Origin of the sequence: Aggregatilinea sp. (genome assembly GCF_036822615.1) — a bacterium.
Classification (GTDB): domain Bacteria; phylum Chloroflexota; class Anaerolineae; order Aggregatilineales; family Aggregatilineaceae; genus Aggregatilinea.
In genome coordinates, this window is the sequence record NZ_DAISHJ010000043.1 from 1 (window position 1) to 18178 (window position 18178).

Here is an 18178-nt window from a genome sequence, read left to right on the forward strand (position 1 = left end):
CCCTCGCTTCATCCCGCTTACAAAGTGCGGTCGGGGTTGCGGATCACGGCGGCCATGCGCGCCCGCAGCGCCGCGTGCGGATCGATGTCGTCGCGGGCGGCCAGCGCGTCGAGCATCTCGCCGCCCCACGCCCACACCGCCCCATAGGCGGCCCACAGCGCTGCCGGATCGCTCGTCGCGGTGCAGGCCCGGTAGCGCGCTATGACGTCCGGCGGCAGGTCCAGTTCCGCGCTTTTCGACGGCGTCGGCCAGTTGGCGGTCGAATTCGCCAGCAGCCGCGCCATCCATAACAAGTAACGGTGCGTCGCGCCGAGCAGTTCCAGCGCGCGGGCGTATTCGCCGCGCCGCAGCACGTTCACGCCAAACCAGCCCCAGTTGACGAAATTGTCCGCTAACGATTGGGTTTTTTCCGGCCCGCCCTGCGCGGGCGGCGGCGCGACGATCGCGTTGAGGTACGGCGTCAGCGTGCCGGACTTGTCCACGATCAGCGTGGAGGCCAGCGACGGGAAGTGCACCATGCCCGGCCACGCCGCCGCGATGGTGACCTCGCTCGCCGCGTGGAAATGGAACTCCCCGCGCACGAGGTTGTCGAAGATCGCGGTGTGGTGGCCGAACTCGTTCACGAACAGCAGCTCGACCGGGCGGATCTGCGCCAGCCAGGCGCGCCTGTCCAGGTCCGGCAGCGCGTCGTCGCGGAAGAACAGCAGAAACTCGATGTCCGAATAGGCGTCGCCCTCGCCGCGCGTGAACGAGCCGTACATCATGGCCGCGTCCAGTGTCTCGTCGACGGCGCATACGTCGCGCAGGCGCGCGATCATTTCCTCCTGGGGCAGCATAGGGTCGATCTCCTCGGTGCGGACTGAATGCTGGGTCTGTCAGGTAGACGGGCGGAGCAAGCCCCGCCCCTACAGATCGCGGGGGAACGAACCGATGGGAAACCAGTTCTCTCGCTCAAAAAATGCATCACACCGTAACGGCTATGCGCTGTGGTCCAGCGCCGCCAGCGCGACGAATACTTCCGTGCCCGCCAGCCCGACCGAGCAAAACAGCGTGATGTCGTCGGGGGATGTGCGGCCCGGCTGCTGCCCGGTGACGATCGCGCTCAGCGGAATTGTGCGGGCGCGGTCCGGCGCGCTCAGGAAATACGGCTCGGGGTAGGCATCGATCTGGGCGGGGGAGTCGGTGGCGATGATCGCGCAGCGCGGCGCGAGGTCGAGCGGCATTTCGTGCCCCGCCGCGAACTTCGGCCCGATGGTGCTGACGTGCGTGCCGGGCGCGATCCAGGCCGCGTCGAGCACGGGTGTGCGGCTGTTCGTCGCGCCGATCACGATATCCGCGCCGCGCACAGCGGCTTCGGGCGAGTCCACCGCCTCGACCGGGATCCCGTTGCGCTGCTGCATCTCGGCGGCGAAGGCGTCCCGCGCGGCGGGGGTGCGGCTGTAGACGCGGATGCGCTCCAGCGGGCGGGCGGCGGCAGCGGCTTCGATCTGCGTGCGCGCCTGACGGCCCGTGCCGATGATGCCCAGCACGCGCGCATCCAACCGCGCCATGTGCTTGATCGCGGTCCCGCCGATGGCCCCGGTGCGGATCGCGCCGAGCTGGTTGCCCAGCACCAGCCCGCGCAGCTTGCCGGTGTGCGAATCGAACACGGCGACGATCTGGTCGCGGTCGTCGTGGCTGCCGGGCAGGGCGGTATAAACGCGGAATCCGGCGGCGTGTGCCTGTTCGCCCGCGCCCACGGTGAACACCAGATCGCCCGTGCCCATGCCCACGTAAAAACGCGGCGGCGCGTTCAGCGTCCCGGCGGCGTGCTCGCGCAGCGCCGCTTCGATCTGCTCGATGGCGCGCTCGTAGCTCAGCACGCGGTCGAGGTCGTCGTCAGTCAGGATCGGATAGGCCATATGCGCCTCCGGCGATCGGGCGATCAGCTTCTGGGGTTGACCGGCACGACCTTCACTGGCGTGCCGAGCTGCTGCATGAAGTCGATGCACACTTCCCAGGTGAGCGGAAAGGCGCTCGTATCGGCGGCGGCCAGATACATCAGCACGTCGCGCAGCAGCGGGATATCTTCTTCCGGCCCGAAGCCGCCGATGGCGAAACAGTCCGCCGCCCAATCGACCAGCTCGGCCAGGGTCATTTTCTGATTGAGGTACGCCAGCAGTTTGTCGCTAACCAGATCCCGGTTGATCATGTCTCATCATCTCCAGGCCGTTACACATCTTCTTGGAACGAACTGCGCGGGCCACTGTCAAAGGGAAAGGTTTGCCGCCAGTGGACGAGCTTGTTCGTGTTGTCGTACAGTTCGTGCACGATCGTCAGGACGGTTTCCTGCGCATCGACCGTCTTGATGATGCGCAGCCGCCCCCAGGTCAGGCCGGGGCGTTCGCTCCAATAGCGTCGCCGCCCGTCCGGTAAATCTTCCCAGAATAGATATTCTCGTTCATTTCGTGTGCGTGATGCCATTGAGGTTGCCCGATGACTAGGAGGCTGCGGTCTGGATGAATGAATATTTCGTTAAGGTAAATCAATTTTACCTCAAGTTTGAAATATTATTCAGACCAATTCACATATTTGATCCTGCCATCGCTTACTTTTCTGATCGATCATGGCGTCATTAGGCGGTATGTGCCTTTGGAGGCGATTTTACACCGTTTTTACAGGTTAGGCGTATGCGAGGGGCAGAAGGGGCGTAAAATAGAGCAAGATCGTGAATTCCACGCTCGAATCCACCCAATCGCACCGCGATTTCTACACTTTGATCAATCTGATCAGTATTGACTGAACAAATTGATCGGACCTATAATGAGGCCTGTGTGTTCGTGCTGAAAAGGTGGTGGAATTGTCCGATCAAGCGCCCCAAACGAAGCAGGAATATGCCGAGGAAGTCGGGATTTATTTCGAGCATATGGGGATGACGCGCATGTCGGGACGCATTCTGGGCTGGCTGATGGTCTGCGATCCGCCGCACCAGACGATCAACGAGCTGGCCGAGGCGCTGCAAGCCAGCAAAGGCTCGATCAGTACCATGACACGCGTGCTGATGCAGATCGGCATCGTGGAGCGGTTCAGCATTCCCGGCCAGCGCCGCGATCTGTACCGGGTCAGGACTGGGGGATGGTTGGCGACGGTCGAAGCCAGCATCGCCGAGTATCGCAACTTCCGGCAGCTGGCCGAACGAGGCCTCAACTTGCTGGATGGCGAGCCGCCCAAAGCGCGCGAGCGCCTCGAAGATATGCGCGACGTGTACGGGTTCTTCGAGCGCGAAATGCCGGGCCTGATCGAAAAATATAAGCAGGAGCGCCGCGCGCAGAAGTAGGGTCGTGGCGGGGCAGTGCGCCGCGCTGCGTTCTTTTTTAGTTTAATATTTAGGAAAACCTAATTATATTTGTAAAAGACCCTAAAAATTAGGGTGATGTTGGCCCCCGGTGTGCGCTACGCTGGGGCTAGCATCCAAACGTCTGTGGTCTGGGGAACTGTTCCCGGCGGATCATGGGGGAAAAGAAAGTGATCATTCAAACAGAACGTCTTACCAAGCACTACGGCAAGTCACGCGGGATCATCGACATCGATCTCGGCGTGCGTCCAACGGAAGTCTTCGGCTTCCTGGGACCCAACGGCGCGGGCAAGTCTACGACGATTCGTACGCTGCTCGATTTCATCCGGCCCAGCGCCGGACGCGCCCTGATCTTCGGCCTCGATTCGCATGAGCGCGTGTTGGAGATCCACAAACGCCTGGGCTATTTGCCCGGGGATCTCGCGCTCTACCCGAAGCTGACCGGGGAACAGAACCTGCGATATTTCGCCAATCTGCGCGGCGGCGTGGACTGGAGCTTTGTCCGCGACCTGGCTGAACGCCTCGACGCGGACCTGTCGAAACAGGTGAAAAACTACTCGTCCGGCAACCGCCAGAAGATCGGGCTGATCCAGGCGTTCATGCACAAACCGGAGCTTCTGATCCTCGACGAGCCGACGAGCGGCCTGGACCCGCTGGTCCAGCAGGAGTTTTACAAGATGGTGCAGGAAGTGCGCGCCAACGGGCAGACGGTGTTTCTGTCTTCGCATAACCTGCACGAAGTCGAGCGCGTCTGCGACCGCGTGGGCATCATCCGCGAGGGCAAGCTGATCGCGGTCGAGACGGTGGCCGAGATCAAGGCCAAGGCGCTGCGCCGCCTGGAGATCTACTTCGACGGGCAGGTGACCGCGTCGCAGTTCGCCGGGCTGCCGGGCATCCGCAACGTGGCGAACGAAAACAGCCACCTGCGCTTCACGGTCGAAGGCTCGCTGGACGCGCTGGTCAAGCGCGCGGCAGAGTTCACCGTGATCAATCTGGTCAGCGAGCAGCCCAACCTGGAGGAAATCTTCCTCACGTTCTACGCCAAGGAGGGAGAGCATGTTCAGTAACGTCTTTTTCAAAACGCTCTACGACATGCGCAAGTCGCTCATGTGGTGGGCGATTCTCATGTTCCTGTTCAGCCTGTACTACATGGCCCTGTTCCCCTCTTTGCAGGAGAGCAGCGAGGACATCCAGTCCTATATCGACAACCTGCCCGACAGCATGATGGCGCTGATGGGCGGCGAGATGGACATGACGACTGTCAACGGCTTCCTGGCCGCCGAAGCGTTCAGCTTCTTCTACCCGATCTTCCTGCTGGCGTTTGGCATCGCCTACGGTACCGGCTTGATGGGCGGCGAAGAGGAAAGCCGCACGCTCGAAGTGCTACTGGCGACGCCGATCGCACGTTGGCGCGTCGTGCTCGAAAAGTTCGCGGCGCTGGTGGTCTTCACCGCTGTGGTGCTGCTGTCGATCTATCTGGGCTTCGTGGCGGGCGCGCTGGTCAGCGGCGTGGACGAGATGAGCTACGGCGACGTGCTGGCCGGGACGTATAACATGCTGCCCCTGACGCTGTTCTTCGCGGCGCTGGCCCAGTGTCTGCTGGCGGTGCGCGGCGGGCGCGGCTCCGCGACGGGCATCGCGGCAGGGCTGGCGGCGGGCACGTACCTGCTGCACTCGATGGCCGAGGTCGCGGGCATTCCCGAATGGCTTCAGCGGATCTCGCCCTGGTACTACTACAACGGCGCGCGCGCCATCGTAGACGGATTCAGCACCGGTAACGTGATCCTGCTGCTGGCGCTGGGCGCGGCCCTGGTCGGCGTGAGCTTGTGGGGCTTCCAACGGCGCGATCTTGGCGTATGATGGGATGGGCTGATTTCGGTCTTTGACCGGGGCAGTTCCCACGAGCTGCCCCGGTTTTTTTGTGTCCAGGCTCCCCGCGCGGCGCGTGCTGCGCGGGGGTGGTTTGTGTGCGGGCTGCCCGGTAACGCGGGCAGCGGAGGGAGGCGGGCATGCAAGGCAAGGTGTTTCTGAAGACGCTCCGCGACATGCGCGGGGCGCTCATTGCGTGGACGATCGGGATGTTCCTGACGGGCGTCCTGTTCATGAGCTTTTATCCGGCGGTGCGCGACAGTATGGGCCAAGTCGAGGATCTGCTCGACCGTATGCCCGCCACCGTCCGCGCGCTGGCGGGCGAAGCGACCGACTTCAGCACGGTGAACGGCTATCTTTCGACCAAGGCGCTCAGCAGCTTTTTCCCGGTGCTGGTGCTGGCGTTCACCATCAGCTACGGCGCGAGCCTGATCGGGGGCGAGGAGGAAACCGGCACGCTCGATCTGCTGCTGGCGACGCCGACCCCGCGCTGGCGTATCGTGCTCGAAAAGTTCGCGGCGCTGGTGCTGTTCACGGTCGTCGCGCTGGTGGCCGCCTATGCGGGGGTCGTCCTGGGAAGCATCCCGGTCGATGCGTTCAATGAGCTGAATCTTGGGCGGCTGCTGGCGGGCGTGCTCGACATCGCGCCGATGGGCCTGTTTTTCGGGGCGCTGACGCTGGCGATCACCTGCGTGCGGCCCGGTCGCGGGACGGCGCTGGGCACGGCGGCGGGACTCGCGGGCGTGACGTACCTGCTCGACACGATGGCCGAACTGGCAGGCATTCCCAAGGCGATCCAGGTGCTGTCGCCGTGGTATCACTTCAACGGCGACGCGGTGCTGGTGCGCGGCGTGAATGCGGGATCGGTCGCGCTGCTGTTGGGGCTGGCGGCGGCGCTGGTCGTCGTGGCGATGATCGGCTTCGAGCGGCGCGACGCGGGGGTGTGAGGGGGACGCAGGGCAACCGCGACCCCAGAGAGGCAGCGGTTAGCGGTTAGCTGAGAGCAAAGGCAAGAGCAGACCTCACCCCCGGCCCCTCTCCAATCAAGTTGGAGAGGGGAGACAAGCGGTGGTTCACGGGGTTTCGTAGGGGCGGGTTTAAAGCCCGCCCCTATACAGACATCAGGCATTCAGCGGCGCGATAGACGATACACGACTCTGGTTTTCGTAGGGACGATGCTTGATCGCCCGCCGTCAGGAAAGCCGGGTAGGGCAAGCCCTACCCCTACGGTGATCGACCCTGATCCCTGTTCCCGAACCCCTATTCCCCATTCCCTAATCCCGTTCTCAGCCGCGCCTCATGCCCCATGCTATGATCGGAATAACGCCGCGTACTGAATCCAAAGGCAGCACGATGACTCAGACCATCCCGGTTCCCGATAATGTTACGGCCCTGGCCGCGCTGCGCGCCATGATCCGCGAGCGCAGCGTCATGGCCGGGCTGGAAGCGTTCCATGCGGGCCTGGGCGACGTGTTCCGGCTCAATCTGCCCGGCTTCGCGCCCGTGTTCCTGATCGGCCCGGAGGCGAACCGCTTCGTGCTGGTCAGCGCGCGGGACGATCTGCGCTGGCGGCTGGAATCCGACCCGATCGACCGGCTGCTGCGCACGGGGCTGCTGGTTACGGATGGCGCGCTGCACGACGGCATGCGCCGCACGATGAGTCCCGCGCTGCACCGGCAGGCGCTGCCCGGTTACGTCGCGCAGATGGTCCACACCACGGACGCGATCAGCGCGCGCTGGGGTCACCTCGGCCAGCCGCTCGATCTGCTGGACGAGATCCGGCGTATCGCGCTGCCGATCCTCACCGGCACGATGTTCGACGTGAACGTGCTGCCGGATCTGAATACCCTGTGGGACGCAGTGCTGAAGCTGCTCAAGTACATTTCGCCGGGCGCGTGGCTGGTGTGGCCCGGCGCGCCGCGACCCGGCTACGGCTGGGCGATGCGGCAGGTCGACGACTGGCTGTACCGGCTGATCCGCGAGCGCCGCGCGACGATCCACACGCGCGAGCACTGCGCCGATCTGCTGAGCATTCTGGTCACCGCGCCGGGCGTGACGGACGACATGATCCGCGACCAGCTACTCACGATGGTCATCGCCGGGCACGATACCAGCACGGCCATGCTCGCGTGGACCTTCGCGCTGCTCGGCCAGCATCCTGACGCGCTGGCGCGCGCGCAGGCGGAAGTGGACGCGGTGGTGGGCGCGGGCGATCCCGGCATGGAACACCTCGACCGGCTCGATTATCTCGACCGCGTGCTGAAGGAGTCGATGCGGTTCTATCCTCCGGCGCACCTGGGCAACCGTCTGGCCGCCGCCGATCTGGATTTCGAGGGTTATCACATTCCGGCGGGATCGCGCGTGGTGTATTCGCCGTACCTGACGCACCGTCACCCGGCGCTGTGGGACGATCCGCTGCGCTTCGACCCGGATCGCTGGCTGCCGGAGCGCGGCGCGGATCGCCCGCATTACGCTTACGTGCCGTTTGGCGGCGGGGCGCGGACGTGCATCGGGATGCCGTTCGCGCAGGTGGAAGGCAAGATCGTGCTGGCGCGGCTGCTGCAGCGCTTCACGTTTGCGCTGGTTCCCGGCCCGATCCGCGTGTACATGGGCGCGACGCTCGAACCGCGTATGAACGGCGCGGGCCTGCGGATGCATGTGCGGGCGCGGGGGTGATTGGAATTTGAGGGGGGCAATTCGTGAATTGCCCCTACATCGTGGCTGTGGTCGGCAAAAAAACGGGCGGGTCATTGTGACTCGCCCGTTCCTGTGCTTGTTTTGGCTAACCGCTAACGGCTATTCGCTCACCGCTGCGTTTTATCCTACTGGCTGCACGATCGGCAGATCGACTTCGCAGCGGCCCACGCCCGTCTCGCAGGTGCCGACCACCGCGCCGTCGTACAACACGTCGAACGTGCCCTGCGTCCAGAAGAAGCCGCTTTCCTCACTGATCCAGCCCTGGCGCGAGTCGCCGCATTCCGCCGGGGCGTCCTGCTGCGGCAGCCCGAACTGCCACATTTGCAGGCAGCCGCCCGCCTTGAAGTCGCTCAGCGGCGAGGCGAGAAATTCCGTGCCCCAGATCGTCGCCGGAACGACCGCGCCCGCGCCCGAAAAACTGAGCGGCAGCAGGTCCAGCGCCACATTGGACTGGTTCTTGAGCGTGAACACGGGCACACCCGCGTCGTAGATCAACAGCAGTTCCGCCGTGCCGGGGATCGCCGTCACGGCAGGGCCGCCGGGCGTCTCGGTCGCGGTGGGCAGCGCCGTGGCGCTGGACGACCACTGCGGCGTGTATTCCATGTCCTCGCCGCCCGTCAGTTGGGCGATGCCCGCACCGTTGGCGCGCATGGCCCACAGATCGAACGATTTCGTGCGGCTGGACGCGAAGACCAGCCACTGCCCGTCCGGCGACCAACTTGGCGCAAGCGCGATCGCGCCGTCCGCCGTGTACTGGATCGGATCGGTGCCATCGGCGCGGACGCTGAACAGTTCGCTCGTCGCGCTGTCTGCGAGGCTGGAAACGGTCGAATAGGCGATGCGCTCGCCGTCAGGGCTGAAGGCCGGGGCGTACGAGTTGCTGCGCCGGTCGTCGATCTGCCCGATCTGAGTCGCGCTGGCGCCCAGTGCGTCGGCGATCATGAGGGCGACGCCGTCGTCGTTCGTGGCGTAATAGGCGATCGATTCCCCGTCCGGCGACCACGCGGGCTTGATCTCTATGGCGTTCGTAGCAGCGATTATCGTCGCGCTGAAGCCGCCCGCATCGGTCACGATCACGTCCGCGTTGCCCTCTTGAGTCGAGGTGAACGCGATCTGCCCGCCGTCCGGCGACCAGACCGGAGTGGTTTCGTCAATGTCGGGCGTATTGCTGAGGTTCTTCAGGCCGGTGCCGTCCGCATTGACCACATACAGGTCCATGCGACCGTCCAGCCCTGCCGCCACTGCTGATGCCGCGAACACGATCTGCGTGCCATCCGGCGACCACTGCGGATCGCGCACACCGGCAAAATCGCTGGCGACTGCGCTGAGGTTCTGCCCGTCAGCATCCACCACATAGATAGTGGTTGCGGCGGCATCCGATCCACCAATGAATGCGATCCGGGTGCCCGCAGGCGACCAGACCGGCTGTCCCGCGCCTACCACGTTCCCGCTGACGAGCACTTCGCCCGTCCCGTTGGCGGTCATCACGTAGATCTGCCCGGTGTTCTCGTCGGTGGAGCGCCCGAACACGATCAGACCGGTTTCGGCGGCGGGCGGCGTCACGGTCGGGATCTCGGCGCCGTCCTGCGGCCACGGCTCGACCCAATAGTCGCCCTCCGCGCCTTCGGCGGTGAAGCCGCTCTGCCCGTCCCAGCGGCGGATCTGCCACCAGTTGTAGCCTTCGACGCACTGCGGCCCCGACACGACGGTGAAGATTTCGCCCTCGGGCATGACGCCCAATACCGTCCCGCTGCCGCTGGGCGTGGCGCGCAGGTTGTTCCCCGTGCCTTCGCTCAAGGTGACGCGGGCCGCATCGCCCGGCGTCAGGCGCGGGGCAGGGGCGCTGCCGCACGCGTCGCTCTGGGCGTGGACCCCTGCGGCGGGCAGCAGGGCAGTTAACGATAGAGTCAGCAAAATAACGGCTGTCAGGCTGCGAATAACGACCTTCATAAAACAGCGGCTCCTGTTCATGGTGTGCCTTTACTCATTTCATTCTACGGCAAAACCAGGGTGAATGGCGGGTTTAAACAGGTTTTTTATCCCTCGCGTGCCCACCGCCTGCTCAACGCTGGGGCTTCTGCCTGTTTTGTGCGGCGCGGAGCGGCATCGCGCGGCATGTTATACAAGTTTTTACGGGTCTTCCAGCAACACTGTTCCCTTCGCTGCGTACTCTATATGTATGCGCGCCACCCTCGCCCTTGACTCTACCGTAGGGGAAGCTGTTAGAGTCGATGTACGGACGGGCAACTCAACAGGAGAAGAAAGGAATCTGCATGTCCGCGATTGAAGTTTCCAAGCTCCGCAAGATTTATCACGGCGTGACGGCAGTGAACGACATTAGCTTTGAAGTACGTGACGGCGAGGTGTTTGGGCTGCTGGGGCCGAACGGCGCGGGCAAAACGACTACCGTCGAGTGCATCGAGGGCCTGCGCCAGCCGGACGGCGGCACGATCACCGTGCTGGGGCACACGCTGAATAACGGCAGCATGAACGGCCTGAAGGAGCAGATCGGCATTCAACTGCAAACGACCGGCCTCTACCCGCTGCACACGGTTCACGAGCTGCTCACGCTGTTCGGCTCGTTCTACAAGCATCCCGTTCCGCCCGACGACCTGATCAAGATGGTCAGCCTGGAAGACAAGCGCGACACGCGCAGCAAGAATCTCTCCGGCGGGCAGATGCAGCGGTTGTCGCTGGCGCTCGCCCTGGTCAATGATCCGCGTCTGGTATTCCTCGACGAGCCGACGACCGGCCTCGATCCGCAGTCGCGCCGCCAGATCTGGAACATCGTCAGCGATCTCAAATCGCAGGGTAAGACCGTGATGATGACTACGCACTACATGGAAGAGGCGCAGGCGTTGTGCGACCGCGTGGCCGTGATGGACTCCGGCACTATCATCGCGCTGAACTCCCCGCAGGGCTTGATCGCGGAGCACTTCGAGACGACCGCGATCGAGTTTGAAGCGCAGGGGGATGTGTCGATTGAGACGCTCAAGGGGCTGCGCGGCGTGGAGGATGCGGGCCGCGACGGCGCCCTGGTGACGCTCTACACCCGCGACACGCCGCGCACCATCGAGGGGCTGCTGGACGTGGCGCGTGAGGGCGCGTTCCAGTTCTCGGATCTGCGCGTGCGCAGCGCCACATTGGAAGACGTATTCCTCAAGCTGACGGGCCGCCGGATTCGGGACTGAAAAGGGGAAAAGCAACCATGCGCTCATTGGCACAACTGTTTATCGCCAGCGTCCGCGAATTCACGCGCGACATCACCGCGCTGTTCTGGACGATGGCGTTTCCGTTGTTCTTCATCTTCATTTTTGGCGTGATCTTTTCCGGCGACGGGGAAGTCTCCTTTGACCTGGGGATCGTCAATCAGGCCGGGGATGCGGGCCAGCAGCTCGTGGACACGTTCAAATCGATCGAAGCGTTCGACGTCACGACCGGCACGCAGGAAGACGAGCTGGCCGCGCTCAAGGACGGCGATCGCTCGGCGGTGATCGTGATCCCGGCGGAAGCGGCGGATACGCTCAGGCTCGCCAGCCGTGAGAGCGGCGAACTGCCCACGGGCGGCGGCAGCGAAAGCGCCGCGCCGCAGGCCGCGCTCGACGTGTACTACGATCCCGCCAATACGAACACGTCGCAGATCGTGCTCAACATCGTGGATAAAGTGGTCGGCGGCATCAACCAGGGGATCACGGGCGTGCAGCCCGTCGTGACGCTCGAACAGCGCACGGTGACCAGCACCAGTCTGCGCAACATCGACTACCTGCTGCCGGGCGTGATCGCCATGAGCCTGATGCAGCTTGGCCTGTTCGGGACCGCCGCGCCGCTGGTCAGCCTGCGCGAAAAGCAGGTCTTGCGCCGCATGGGCGCGACGCCGCTGTCACGCACGACGCTGCTGATCTCGCAGATCCTGTTCCGTCTGGCGATCGCCGCCGTGCAGCTCGTGGTGATCATGGGGGTCGGGGCGCTGGCGTTCGACGTGCACATCGAGGCCCGCAACATTCCGGGCATCATCGGCATCGCCGCGCTGGGGTCCACGATGTTCATTACCCTCGGCTACTTCCTGTCCGGCCTCGCCAAGACGGAAGAGGCGGTGCAGGGGATCGTGCAGCTTCCGAACTTCGTGTTCATGTTCCTGTCGGGCATCTTCTTCCCGGTGGACATGATGCCGTCCTGGCTGCGCCCGGTGGTGGACGCGATCCCGCTGTCGTATCTGGCCGACGCGCTGCGCAAGCTGATGATCGACGCCGGGTCGTACTACAGCCTGACGACCAGCGTGCTGATCCTATCGGCGTGGCTGCTGGCGTGCGGCGTGCTGGCGGTGCGCTTCTTCAAGTGGGAGCCACAGGGGTAACCGCGCGTTATGCGCGAGGGCGGGGTGCGCTCCGCCCGGCGCGCGCGAATCTCAAACCCACATTATCATAAGAGCCGGTACGCCAAGTCCGGCTCTTTTGCTGTTTCAGTGGGGGGATCTATGCGGGCATTCGCGCACCTCTATCGTGCCAGTTTCATCGAGTGGAGCCGGGACCAGACTGCGCTCCTGTGGACCCTGGTATTTCCCGTGATGCTGGTCCTCATTTCCGGCCTCGTCTTCCGCGATCCCGGACCGGTGTCGTTTTCGATCGGCCTTGTGAACGAAGCGGCGCAGGCCGGGCAACCGGTGATCGCCGCGCTGGAAGCCGTCTCCGCGTTCGAGATCCACCAGGAATCGCGCACGGCGGCGCTGGACGCCCTCGACGACGGCGAGCGGCAGGTGGTCATCGTGATCCCGCCGGGCGTGGATATGGCACTGTCCGCTTCATCCGATCCCGCCACACTGCCCGTATATTACGATCCCGCCGCGTCCGACAGCGCGCTGGTGCTCAGCCTCCTGCGCGAAGCGTTGGGCACGCTGGATCGCTCGCTGACGGGTGCAGGCTCCCGCTTCGAGCTTCAGACGGAGGCGGCTTCGACGCGCGATTTGCGCACGATCGACGTGCTGCTGCCCGGCGTGCTGGCGGTCAGCCTGATGCAGCTCGGCCTGTTCGTGACCGCCGCGCCGTTGGTGGGTCTGCGCGAGCGGCAGGTGCTGCGGCGCATGGGCACGACGCCGCTGGGACGCTTCACGCTGCTGGCGTCGCAGGTGGTGTTTCGCCTTACGATCGCGCTGGGGCAGGTGATCGTCGTCGTGATCCTGGGGCGGCTGGTGTATGGGGTGCGCATCGATGTGGCGCGCCTGCCTGCCGTCGCCGGATGCGTGCTGCTGGGCGCGGCGGTGTTCATCACCCTGGGCTACGTGCTGGCCGGGCTGGCGAAGACCGAGGAGGCCGTGCAGGGTTTGATCGCCGTGCCGAACATCCTGTTCATGATGCTGGCCGGGGTGTTTTTTGAAGTCGAGTCGATGCCCGGCTGGATTCGCCCCGTGGTGGATGCCATCCCGCTGACGTACCTCGCGGACGGGCTGCGCCAGACGATGGTGGACGCGGCTCCGCTCTACGCGCTGACCACCGATATGCTGGTGCTGGCGGGCTGGCTGCTGGCGTGCGCGGTGCTGTCGGTGCGCTTCTTCAAGTGGGAGGCGCAGGGGTAGGGCGGAGAACAGAAGCGGTGAGCCGTTAGCAACTGGCGGCTAGCTTAAAACAAGATTCGGGCATTCGGGGGCGGGGCGATGGCTCCGCCCCCTGTTTGTTGCCCGGATGGGCCAGGAGATCCCGCAGGGACCGGGTAAGCTCCGCGAGTGGTGCGCGATCCTCTCACGTCGCGCGCTTTTCGCAGACGATCTTCCAAAACCGCGTCACCGGTTTCCCGTGACCGCCGTCGTCGATTTTTGCCGCCTCGATCAATCCAACCCCGCCAAATGCCTCCGCGATCGAGTCCTGGTCGTAAAAGTAGAGGCTCACCCCATCTTTCGTTCTGTACCGATCCATGCCGAGTTTCTCGCCAACCCCATACGTGCTGGCATCCTTCGTGATCGCCGTGAAGACCATCAGGCCGCCGCGCCGGAGTTGGCGGTTGCAGTCCTGGATCAGTTTCGTCCGTTGATCCGCATCCAGCAGATGGATCAGTGCGTGGCAAAAAATGCCATCGTAGACGTCGTGGTCAAAGGGCATGTCATCCACAGATCCATGAAAGACACGGATTTCCCGGCCCAGCAGATCGTGGGCCAGCTCTATGGCGGTGCGGGAGATTTCGATCCCGGTGACTTCAAAGCCCTTCTCGTAGAACGGCTGCGCGTTCCTGCCATAGCCAAAGCCAGGGATCAATATCTTCCGAAAGCCGAGCCGCGCAAACCGCTCGGCGGTTTCGACGGCCAGGCCGGTTGGTTCTTCCCCCCACATCCGTTTCTTGTCCCGGAAGGCGTCCTCCCAAAATTCGGTCATAGCTCAGTCCGTTCTCTACTCCTGACGTTTTTGCGGTTTGCGACACGAACCGGGTTGCGAGAATCTCTCGCCACGGTCCGGTTCCGTGCCCGGCGACAGACGCAAAAGGGCGGGTATGGACCCGCCCCTACAAAGCATCGTTGGATGCGGTTATGCTTTTGGCTCACCGCCGATGGCTTACACCAGGAACTTGCCGCTGTCGTAGAACAGTTCCCCATCGATCACGATGCGCCCGCCGTCCTTCATGCCGTGCACCATGTCCCAGTGGATCGCGCTCTGGTTCTTGCCGTTCGATTCGGCGTAGCTCTTGCCCAGCGCCATGTGGATCGAGCCGCCGATCTTCTCGTCGAACAGGATGCTGCCCGTCACTTCTTGCACGCCCCAGTTCGTGCCGATGGCGAACTCGCCCAGGGTGCGCGCGCCCTCGTCCACGTTTAACTGCGACAGCATGAACGCCTCGCCCTTGGTCGCGGTCGCATCGACGGCGACGCCGTTCTCAAAGCGCAGCTTCACGCCGTCTACCTCGCTGCTGAGGTACACCGAGCGCATGTTGAACTCGACGTGCCCGTTGACCGAATCCTCCACCGGGCTGGTGAAGATCTCGCCATCGGGGAAGTTCAGCGCGCCGTGGCAGCTCACCCAGGGGCGATCCTGGAAGTCGAACGACATCTCGATGCCGGGGCCGGTGACTTCGGCGTGCTTTTTGCCCGCCAGCCACTCGACCAGCGCCGTCTGCCGCTCGCGGAACTCGGTCCAATACGCGACGGGGTCCGGCTGATCCAGGCCGCACGCCCGCGCGACGAACTCGCTGTAGGCATACAACCCCATCTCGGCGTTCTGCGCCAGCGCAGCGGTCGGCCACGCGGTGACGTTCCACATCAGTTCCCCGGCGTCGTAGCGTTCCAGGTAACGGTCGCTGAACGGCTGGTTGGTGCGGCGAAACCGCGCGATGCGCGCCGGGTCGATGGACGCCAACGCCTTGGTGTTGGCGGGCGCTTTGATGAAGTACATCACGTCCGAGTTTTCGACCATGTGCAGCAGCGACGAATCGAACACGTCAAGCTGCGCGTCGGTGGCCTGGCTCAGGAACAGCTCGAAATAGTTCGTGTAGTCCCCTGAGATCATCGCCGCGCCCTGCACGCTTGGCGATCCGCCGCGCCGCAGCGTCGCCTCGACCAGCGCCTCGATCAGCGGCCCGGCGGTGCTGACGTTGCCGATGATCGACACGCGGTCGCCTTCTTTGATCGGGATCGAGTACTCGGTCAGAATCTTCGCCAGTTTGGGAGCCAGATCGTACATCATGTCTTCCTTCTCTCTACGCGGGCCGCACTGCCCGCGTGTGAATGCCTGTACTGTCGGGGCAGGTCACAGACCCGCCGCTGTAATTGGTCTGTGGTTGTGGAGGCGGCTCTCGCAGAAACCTCACCCCCGGCCCCTCGCCAATCCGATTGGAGAGGGGAGACAAGCTGCGCGTGAGGGAGCTGGTCCTCTATCCCTCGATTACGAACTTGCCGCTCTGGTAGAACAGCTCGCCGTCGATCCAGATCTCGCCGCCGTCGCGCATGCTGTGCACGATGTCCCAGTGGATCGCGCTCTTGTTCACGCCCTTCGACTCCGCGATCGATTCGCCCAGCGCCATGTGGATCGAGCCGCCGATTTTCTCGTCGAACAGCGTCTGCCCCGTGAAGCGCTGGATGCCCATATTCGTGCCGATGGCAAACTCACCCAGCGTGCGCGCGCCTTCGTCGATGTCCAACTGCGCCAGCAGGTATTCTTCACCTTTTGCCGCCGACGCATCGACCACGCGCCCGTCCTTGAATTGGAGCTTGATCCCGCTCACTTCGCGCCCGCCATGCATGGTCGGGTAGCTGAACGCGACGTGCCCGTTGACCGTATCCTCGATCGGGCTGGTGAAGATCTCGCCGTCGGGGAAGTTAACCGTGCCGTGGCAGCTCACCCAGGGGCGGCCTGTGAAGTCGAACGACATCTCGATGCCGGGGCCGCGCACTTCCGCGTGCGACTTGCCGTCGAGCCAGTCCGCGAGCTTCATCTGCCGGTCCTGGAATGCCTGCCAGAACGCGATCGGGTCGTCCTGGTCGAGCGCGCACGCGTTGTAAATGAACTCGCTGTACGCCTTCAGGCCCATTTCGGCTTCCTGGGCGCTGGCCTGCGTGGGCCACGCGGTGATGTTCCACCGCAGCGACTGGTCGTGGAGGCGGCTCATGTACTTTTCCATGACCGGGCGGCTGCCCTGCTGCGACTTGGCGATGCGTTCCGCCGGGATCTGGCTGCGGCTGCGTGTGTTGAACGGCGCGATGATCTGGAACAGCACGTCCGCTTTTTCGATGGTGTACAGCGTGATCGGATCGCAGAAGGCAAGCTGCTCGTTGCTGGCGCTGCGCAGGAAGATCTCGCCCAGGTTGGGGATGCTGGCCTGCACCACGGGATGCCCGCCGCGTGCCAGCACCGCTTCGTACAGCGCTTCGAGCAGCGGGGCGGCTTCGGTGGTGCTCGTGATGACGACGAAGTCACCCTTTTGCACCGGGCATGAGTACTCGGTCAGCACGCGGGCGAGCTTGGGAGCAAAATTATCGGTCATGTAACAAGTCTCCTCAGGGTGGGGCGAATCTATCACTGCCCAAAAACTATAGCGCGCGGCGGGGCGGGATGCTATGCCTGTCCGCGTGAACGGATCTGGCTGCGCGTTCGATCTGGTACCTAGTAAATAGTACGCAGTCGCCCATAAAAATAGCCAGGGGCAGTCCGTGAACCGCCCCTGTATGTCTTTCCGCGATGTGCTGGCGCGTTACTCCGCGTTCTGGATGAACTGGCCGCCGAGCGGTTCGCTCGTCTCGGCCAGCTCCCCGTTGACGAGCACATTCGAGAATTCGAACGGCAGGCCGATCGTGTCCGTGAGGGCTGTGATCGTGCCGCTGTCGTCCGTCACGAACATCTCGATCTGATCCTGCAGGTGAATGTGCAGGTGCGGCTCGGACGTGTTGCCCGAATTGCCCACCAGCCCGATCTGCTGCCCGGCTTCCACCGTGTCACCTTCGGCCACGAGGATGCTGCCCGGCTGCATATGCGCCAGGTAGAGATATTCCGCCTCGCCCACTTGAATCACGACGTGATTGCCCGCCGGGTTTTCCGCATCCGTTTCGATCTGCGGGGCGCTTTCGGACAGCCCGTCCACCACCTTGACTACCGTGCCGTCAGCAGGCGCGTAGACCGGCTGGCCGTAGGCGTAGTAGTCTTCGTTGGCCGTGCCGTCACCGGAGAAGGTGCTGCCGTTCTGCCACACGATAAAGTCGTAGGCGTGGCGCTGCGACGCGGCATCGACGTGATAGTTGTGGATGCGGTCCGGGCCGCCCCACGCCGTATACCACAGTCCGTCCATCGGGAACTGGAACGTGGCGTCGCTCACATAGTCCTGGGCGGGATCGTCGGGTAAGGGGGCATTCGGCGCAAGGTTCAGCCCATCGATTTCGCCGCTGTCGTTAAACGCGGTGGTGAGGGTCAGCAGCGAGTCGCCCCAGGTGTAGTCGGCCATGTAAACCGCCATGCCGCCGACTGACATAACGCGCGCCGAGACCGGTTCCCCGATGGGGGCGGTGGCGGTGATCTGCGCGTATCCCTGTTCCAGCGCGTCCGCGGTGACTGCGGCGGCCATATTGTCGCTGAACTGGCCGTACAGCGCTTCGAACTCTTGCGCCAGGAACAGGTCGATTGCCGCCGATCCGAGCGTTTGCGCCGTGCTTTCCTGCGCGGTGTATTCCTCCGCCACGTCCGCATAGCCGGTGGGGATCGCGGGCGGTTCGTCGCCCTGGGCGTTCACCGCCAGCGGTGCGGCGAGCGCGAGCAGCAGCGCCAGCGCGGGAATTAAACGAACGAGGTGCTTCATACCGTTCTCCTTATGGAT

At 64.0% G+C, this 18178-nt stretch carries 17 protein-coding genes; 8 read left to right on the forward strand and 9 right to left on the reverse strand.

Annotated elements, in window-relative coordinates; translation table 11 throughout:
• Window positions 1-17 precede the first annotated feature (17 nt).
• From V7116_RS13525 to V7116_RS13540, 4 genes are all read right to left on the reverse strand, one after another.
• Window positions 18-836 (reverse strand): nucleotidyltransferase domain-containing protein, encoded by an 819-nt coding sequence (locus tag V7116_RS13525; RefSeq protein ID WP_324392467.1) that lies wholly within the window; start codon window positions 834-836, stop codon window positions 18-20.
• A 141-nt stretch (window positions 837-977) separates the two neighbouring features.
• Window positions 978-1901, reverse strand: a complete 924-nt coding sequence (locus V7116_RS13530; protein WP_324392468.1) for an ornithine cyclodeaminase family protein — start codon at window positions 1899-1901, stop codon at window positions 978-980.
• A 23-nt stretch (window positions 1902-1924) separates the two neighbouring features.
• The gene (locus tag V7116_RS13535) at window positions 1925-2191 is read right to left on the reverse strand and encodes a hypothetical protein (protein WP_324392469.1); all 267 of its coding nucleotides are present in this window, start codon (window positions 2189-2191) and stop codon (window positions 1925-1927) included.
• Between the two features lie 20 nt (window positions 2192-2211).
• Complete coding sequence (locus V7116_RS13540) at window positions 2212-2463, reverse strand: hypothetical protein (RefSeq protein ID WP_324392470.1); 252 nt, start codon at window positions 2461-2463, stop codon at window positions 2212-2214.
• 370 nt (window positions 2464-2833) lie between these two features.
• Between V7116_RS13540 and V7116_RS13545 the strand changes: the two genes are divergently transcribed.
• The 5 genes from V7116_RS13545 (at window position 2834) to V7116_RS13565 (ending at window position 7879) form a co-directional block, all read left to right on the forward strand.
• Window positions 2834-3316 (forward strand): GbsR/MarR family transcriptional regulator, encoded by a 483-nt coding sequence (locus V7116_RS13545; RefSeq protein WP_442891852.1) that lies wholly within the window; start codon window positions 2834-2836, stop codon window positions 3314-3316.
• A 188-nt stretch (window positions 3317-3504) separates the two neighbouring features.
• A complete protein-coding gene (locus V7116_RS13550; RefSeq protein WP_324392472.1) occupies window positions 3505-4401 on the forward strand; it encodes an ABC transporter ATP-binding protein in 897 nt (298 codons plus the stop codon).
• Complete coding sequence (locus V7116_RS13555) at window positions 4391-5194, forward strand: ABC transporter permease subunit (protein WP_324392473.1); 804 nt, start codon at window positions 4391-4393, stop codon at window positions 5192-5194. Before V7116_RS13550 ends, V7116_RS13555 begins: the two co-directional genes overlap by 11 nt.
• Before the next feature lie 149 nt (window positions 5195-5343).
• On the forward strand, window positions 5344-6150 hold the full coding sequence (locus tag V7116_RS13560) for an ABC transporter permease subunit (RefSeq protein ID WP_324392474.1): 807 nt from the start codon (window positions 5344-5346) through the stop codon (window positions 6148-6150).
• A 406-nt stretch (window positions 6151-6556) separates the two neighbouring features.
• Window positions 6557-7879, forward strand: a complete 1323-nt coding sequence (locus tag V7116_RS13565; protein WP_324392475.1) for a cytochrome P450 — start codon at window positions 6557-6559, stop codon at window positions 7877-7879.
• A 141-nt stretch (window positions 7880-8020) separates the two neighbouring features.
• On the opposite strand, the gene V7116_RS13570 is transcribed toward V7116_RS13565, so the two are convergent.
• Window positions 8021-9850, reverse strand: coding sequence for an SH3 domain-containing protein (locus tag V7116_RS13570; protein WP_324392476.1), 1830 nt, complete (start codon window positions 9848-9850; stop codon window positions 8021-8023).
• 323 nt (window positions 9851-10173) lie between these two features.
• Between V7116_RS13570 and V7116_RS13575 the strand changes: the two genes are divergently transcribed.
• The 3 genes from V7116_RS13575 (at window position 10174) to V7116_RS13585 (ending at window position 13469) form a co-directional block, all read left to right on the forward strand.
• Window positions 10174-11091, forward strand: a complete 918-nt coding sequence (locus V7116_RS13575) for an ABC transporter ATP-binding protein (RefSeq protein ID WP_324392477.1) — start codon at window positions 10174-10176, stop codon at window positions 11089-11091.
• 17 nt (window positions 11092-11108) lie between these two features.
• Entirely contained in the window at window positions 11109-12254 is a 1146-nt protein-coding gene (locus V7116_RS13580; protein WP_324392478.1) for an ABC transporter permease, read from the forward strand.
• 120 nt (window positions 12255-12374) lie between these two features.
• Entirely contained in the window at window positions 12375-13469 is a 1095-nt protein-coding gene (locus V7116_RS13585) for an ABC transporter permease (protein WP_324392479.1), read from the forward strand.
• Window positions 13470-13632: 163 nt separating this feature from the next.
• Here V7116_RS13585 and V7116_RS13590 read toward each other — a convergent pair whose 3' ends face one another.
• The 4 genes from V7116_RS13590 to V7116_RS13605 form a co-directional block, all read right to left on the reverse strand.
• Window positions 13633-14259 (reverse strand): class I SAM-dependent methyltransferase, encoded by a 627-nt coding sequence (locus tag V7116_RS13590; RefSeq protein ID WP_324392480.1) that lies wholly within the window; start codon window positions 14257-14259, stop codon window positions 13633-13635.
• A 177-nt stretch (window positions 14260-14436) separates the two neighbouring features.
• On the reverse strand, window positions 14437-15558 hold the full coding sequence (locus tag V7116_RS13595; protein WP_324392481.1) for an aminopeptidase: 1122 nt from the start codon (window positions 15556-15558) through the stop codon (window positions 14437-14439).
• A 190-nt stretch (window positions 15559-15748) separates the two neighbouring features.
• Window positions 15749-16858, reverse strand: coding sequence for an aminopeptidase (locus V7116_RS13600; RefSeq protein WP_324392482.1), 1110 nt, complete (start codon window positions 16856-16858; stop codon window positions 15749-15751).
• A gap of 207 nt (window positions 16859-17065) precedes the next feature.
• Complete coding sequence (locus V7116_RS13605) at window positions 17066-18160, reverse strand: M23 family metallopeptidase (protein WP_324392483.1); 1095 nt, start codon at window positions 18158-18160, stop codon at window positions 17066-17068.
• Between the last annotated feature and the right edge of the window lie 18 nt (window positions 18161-18178).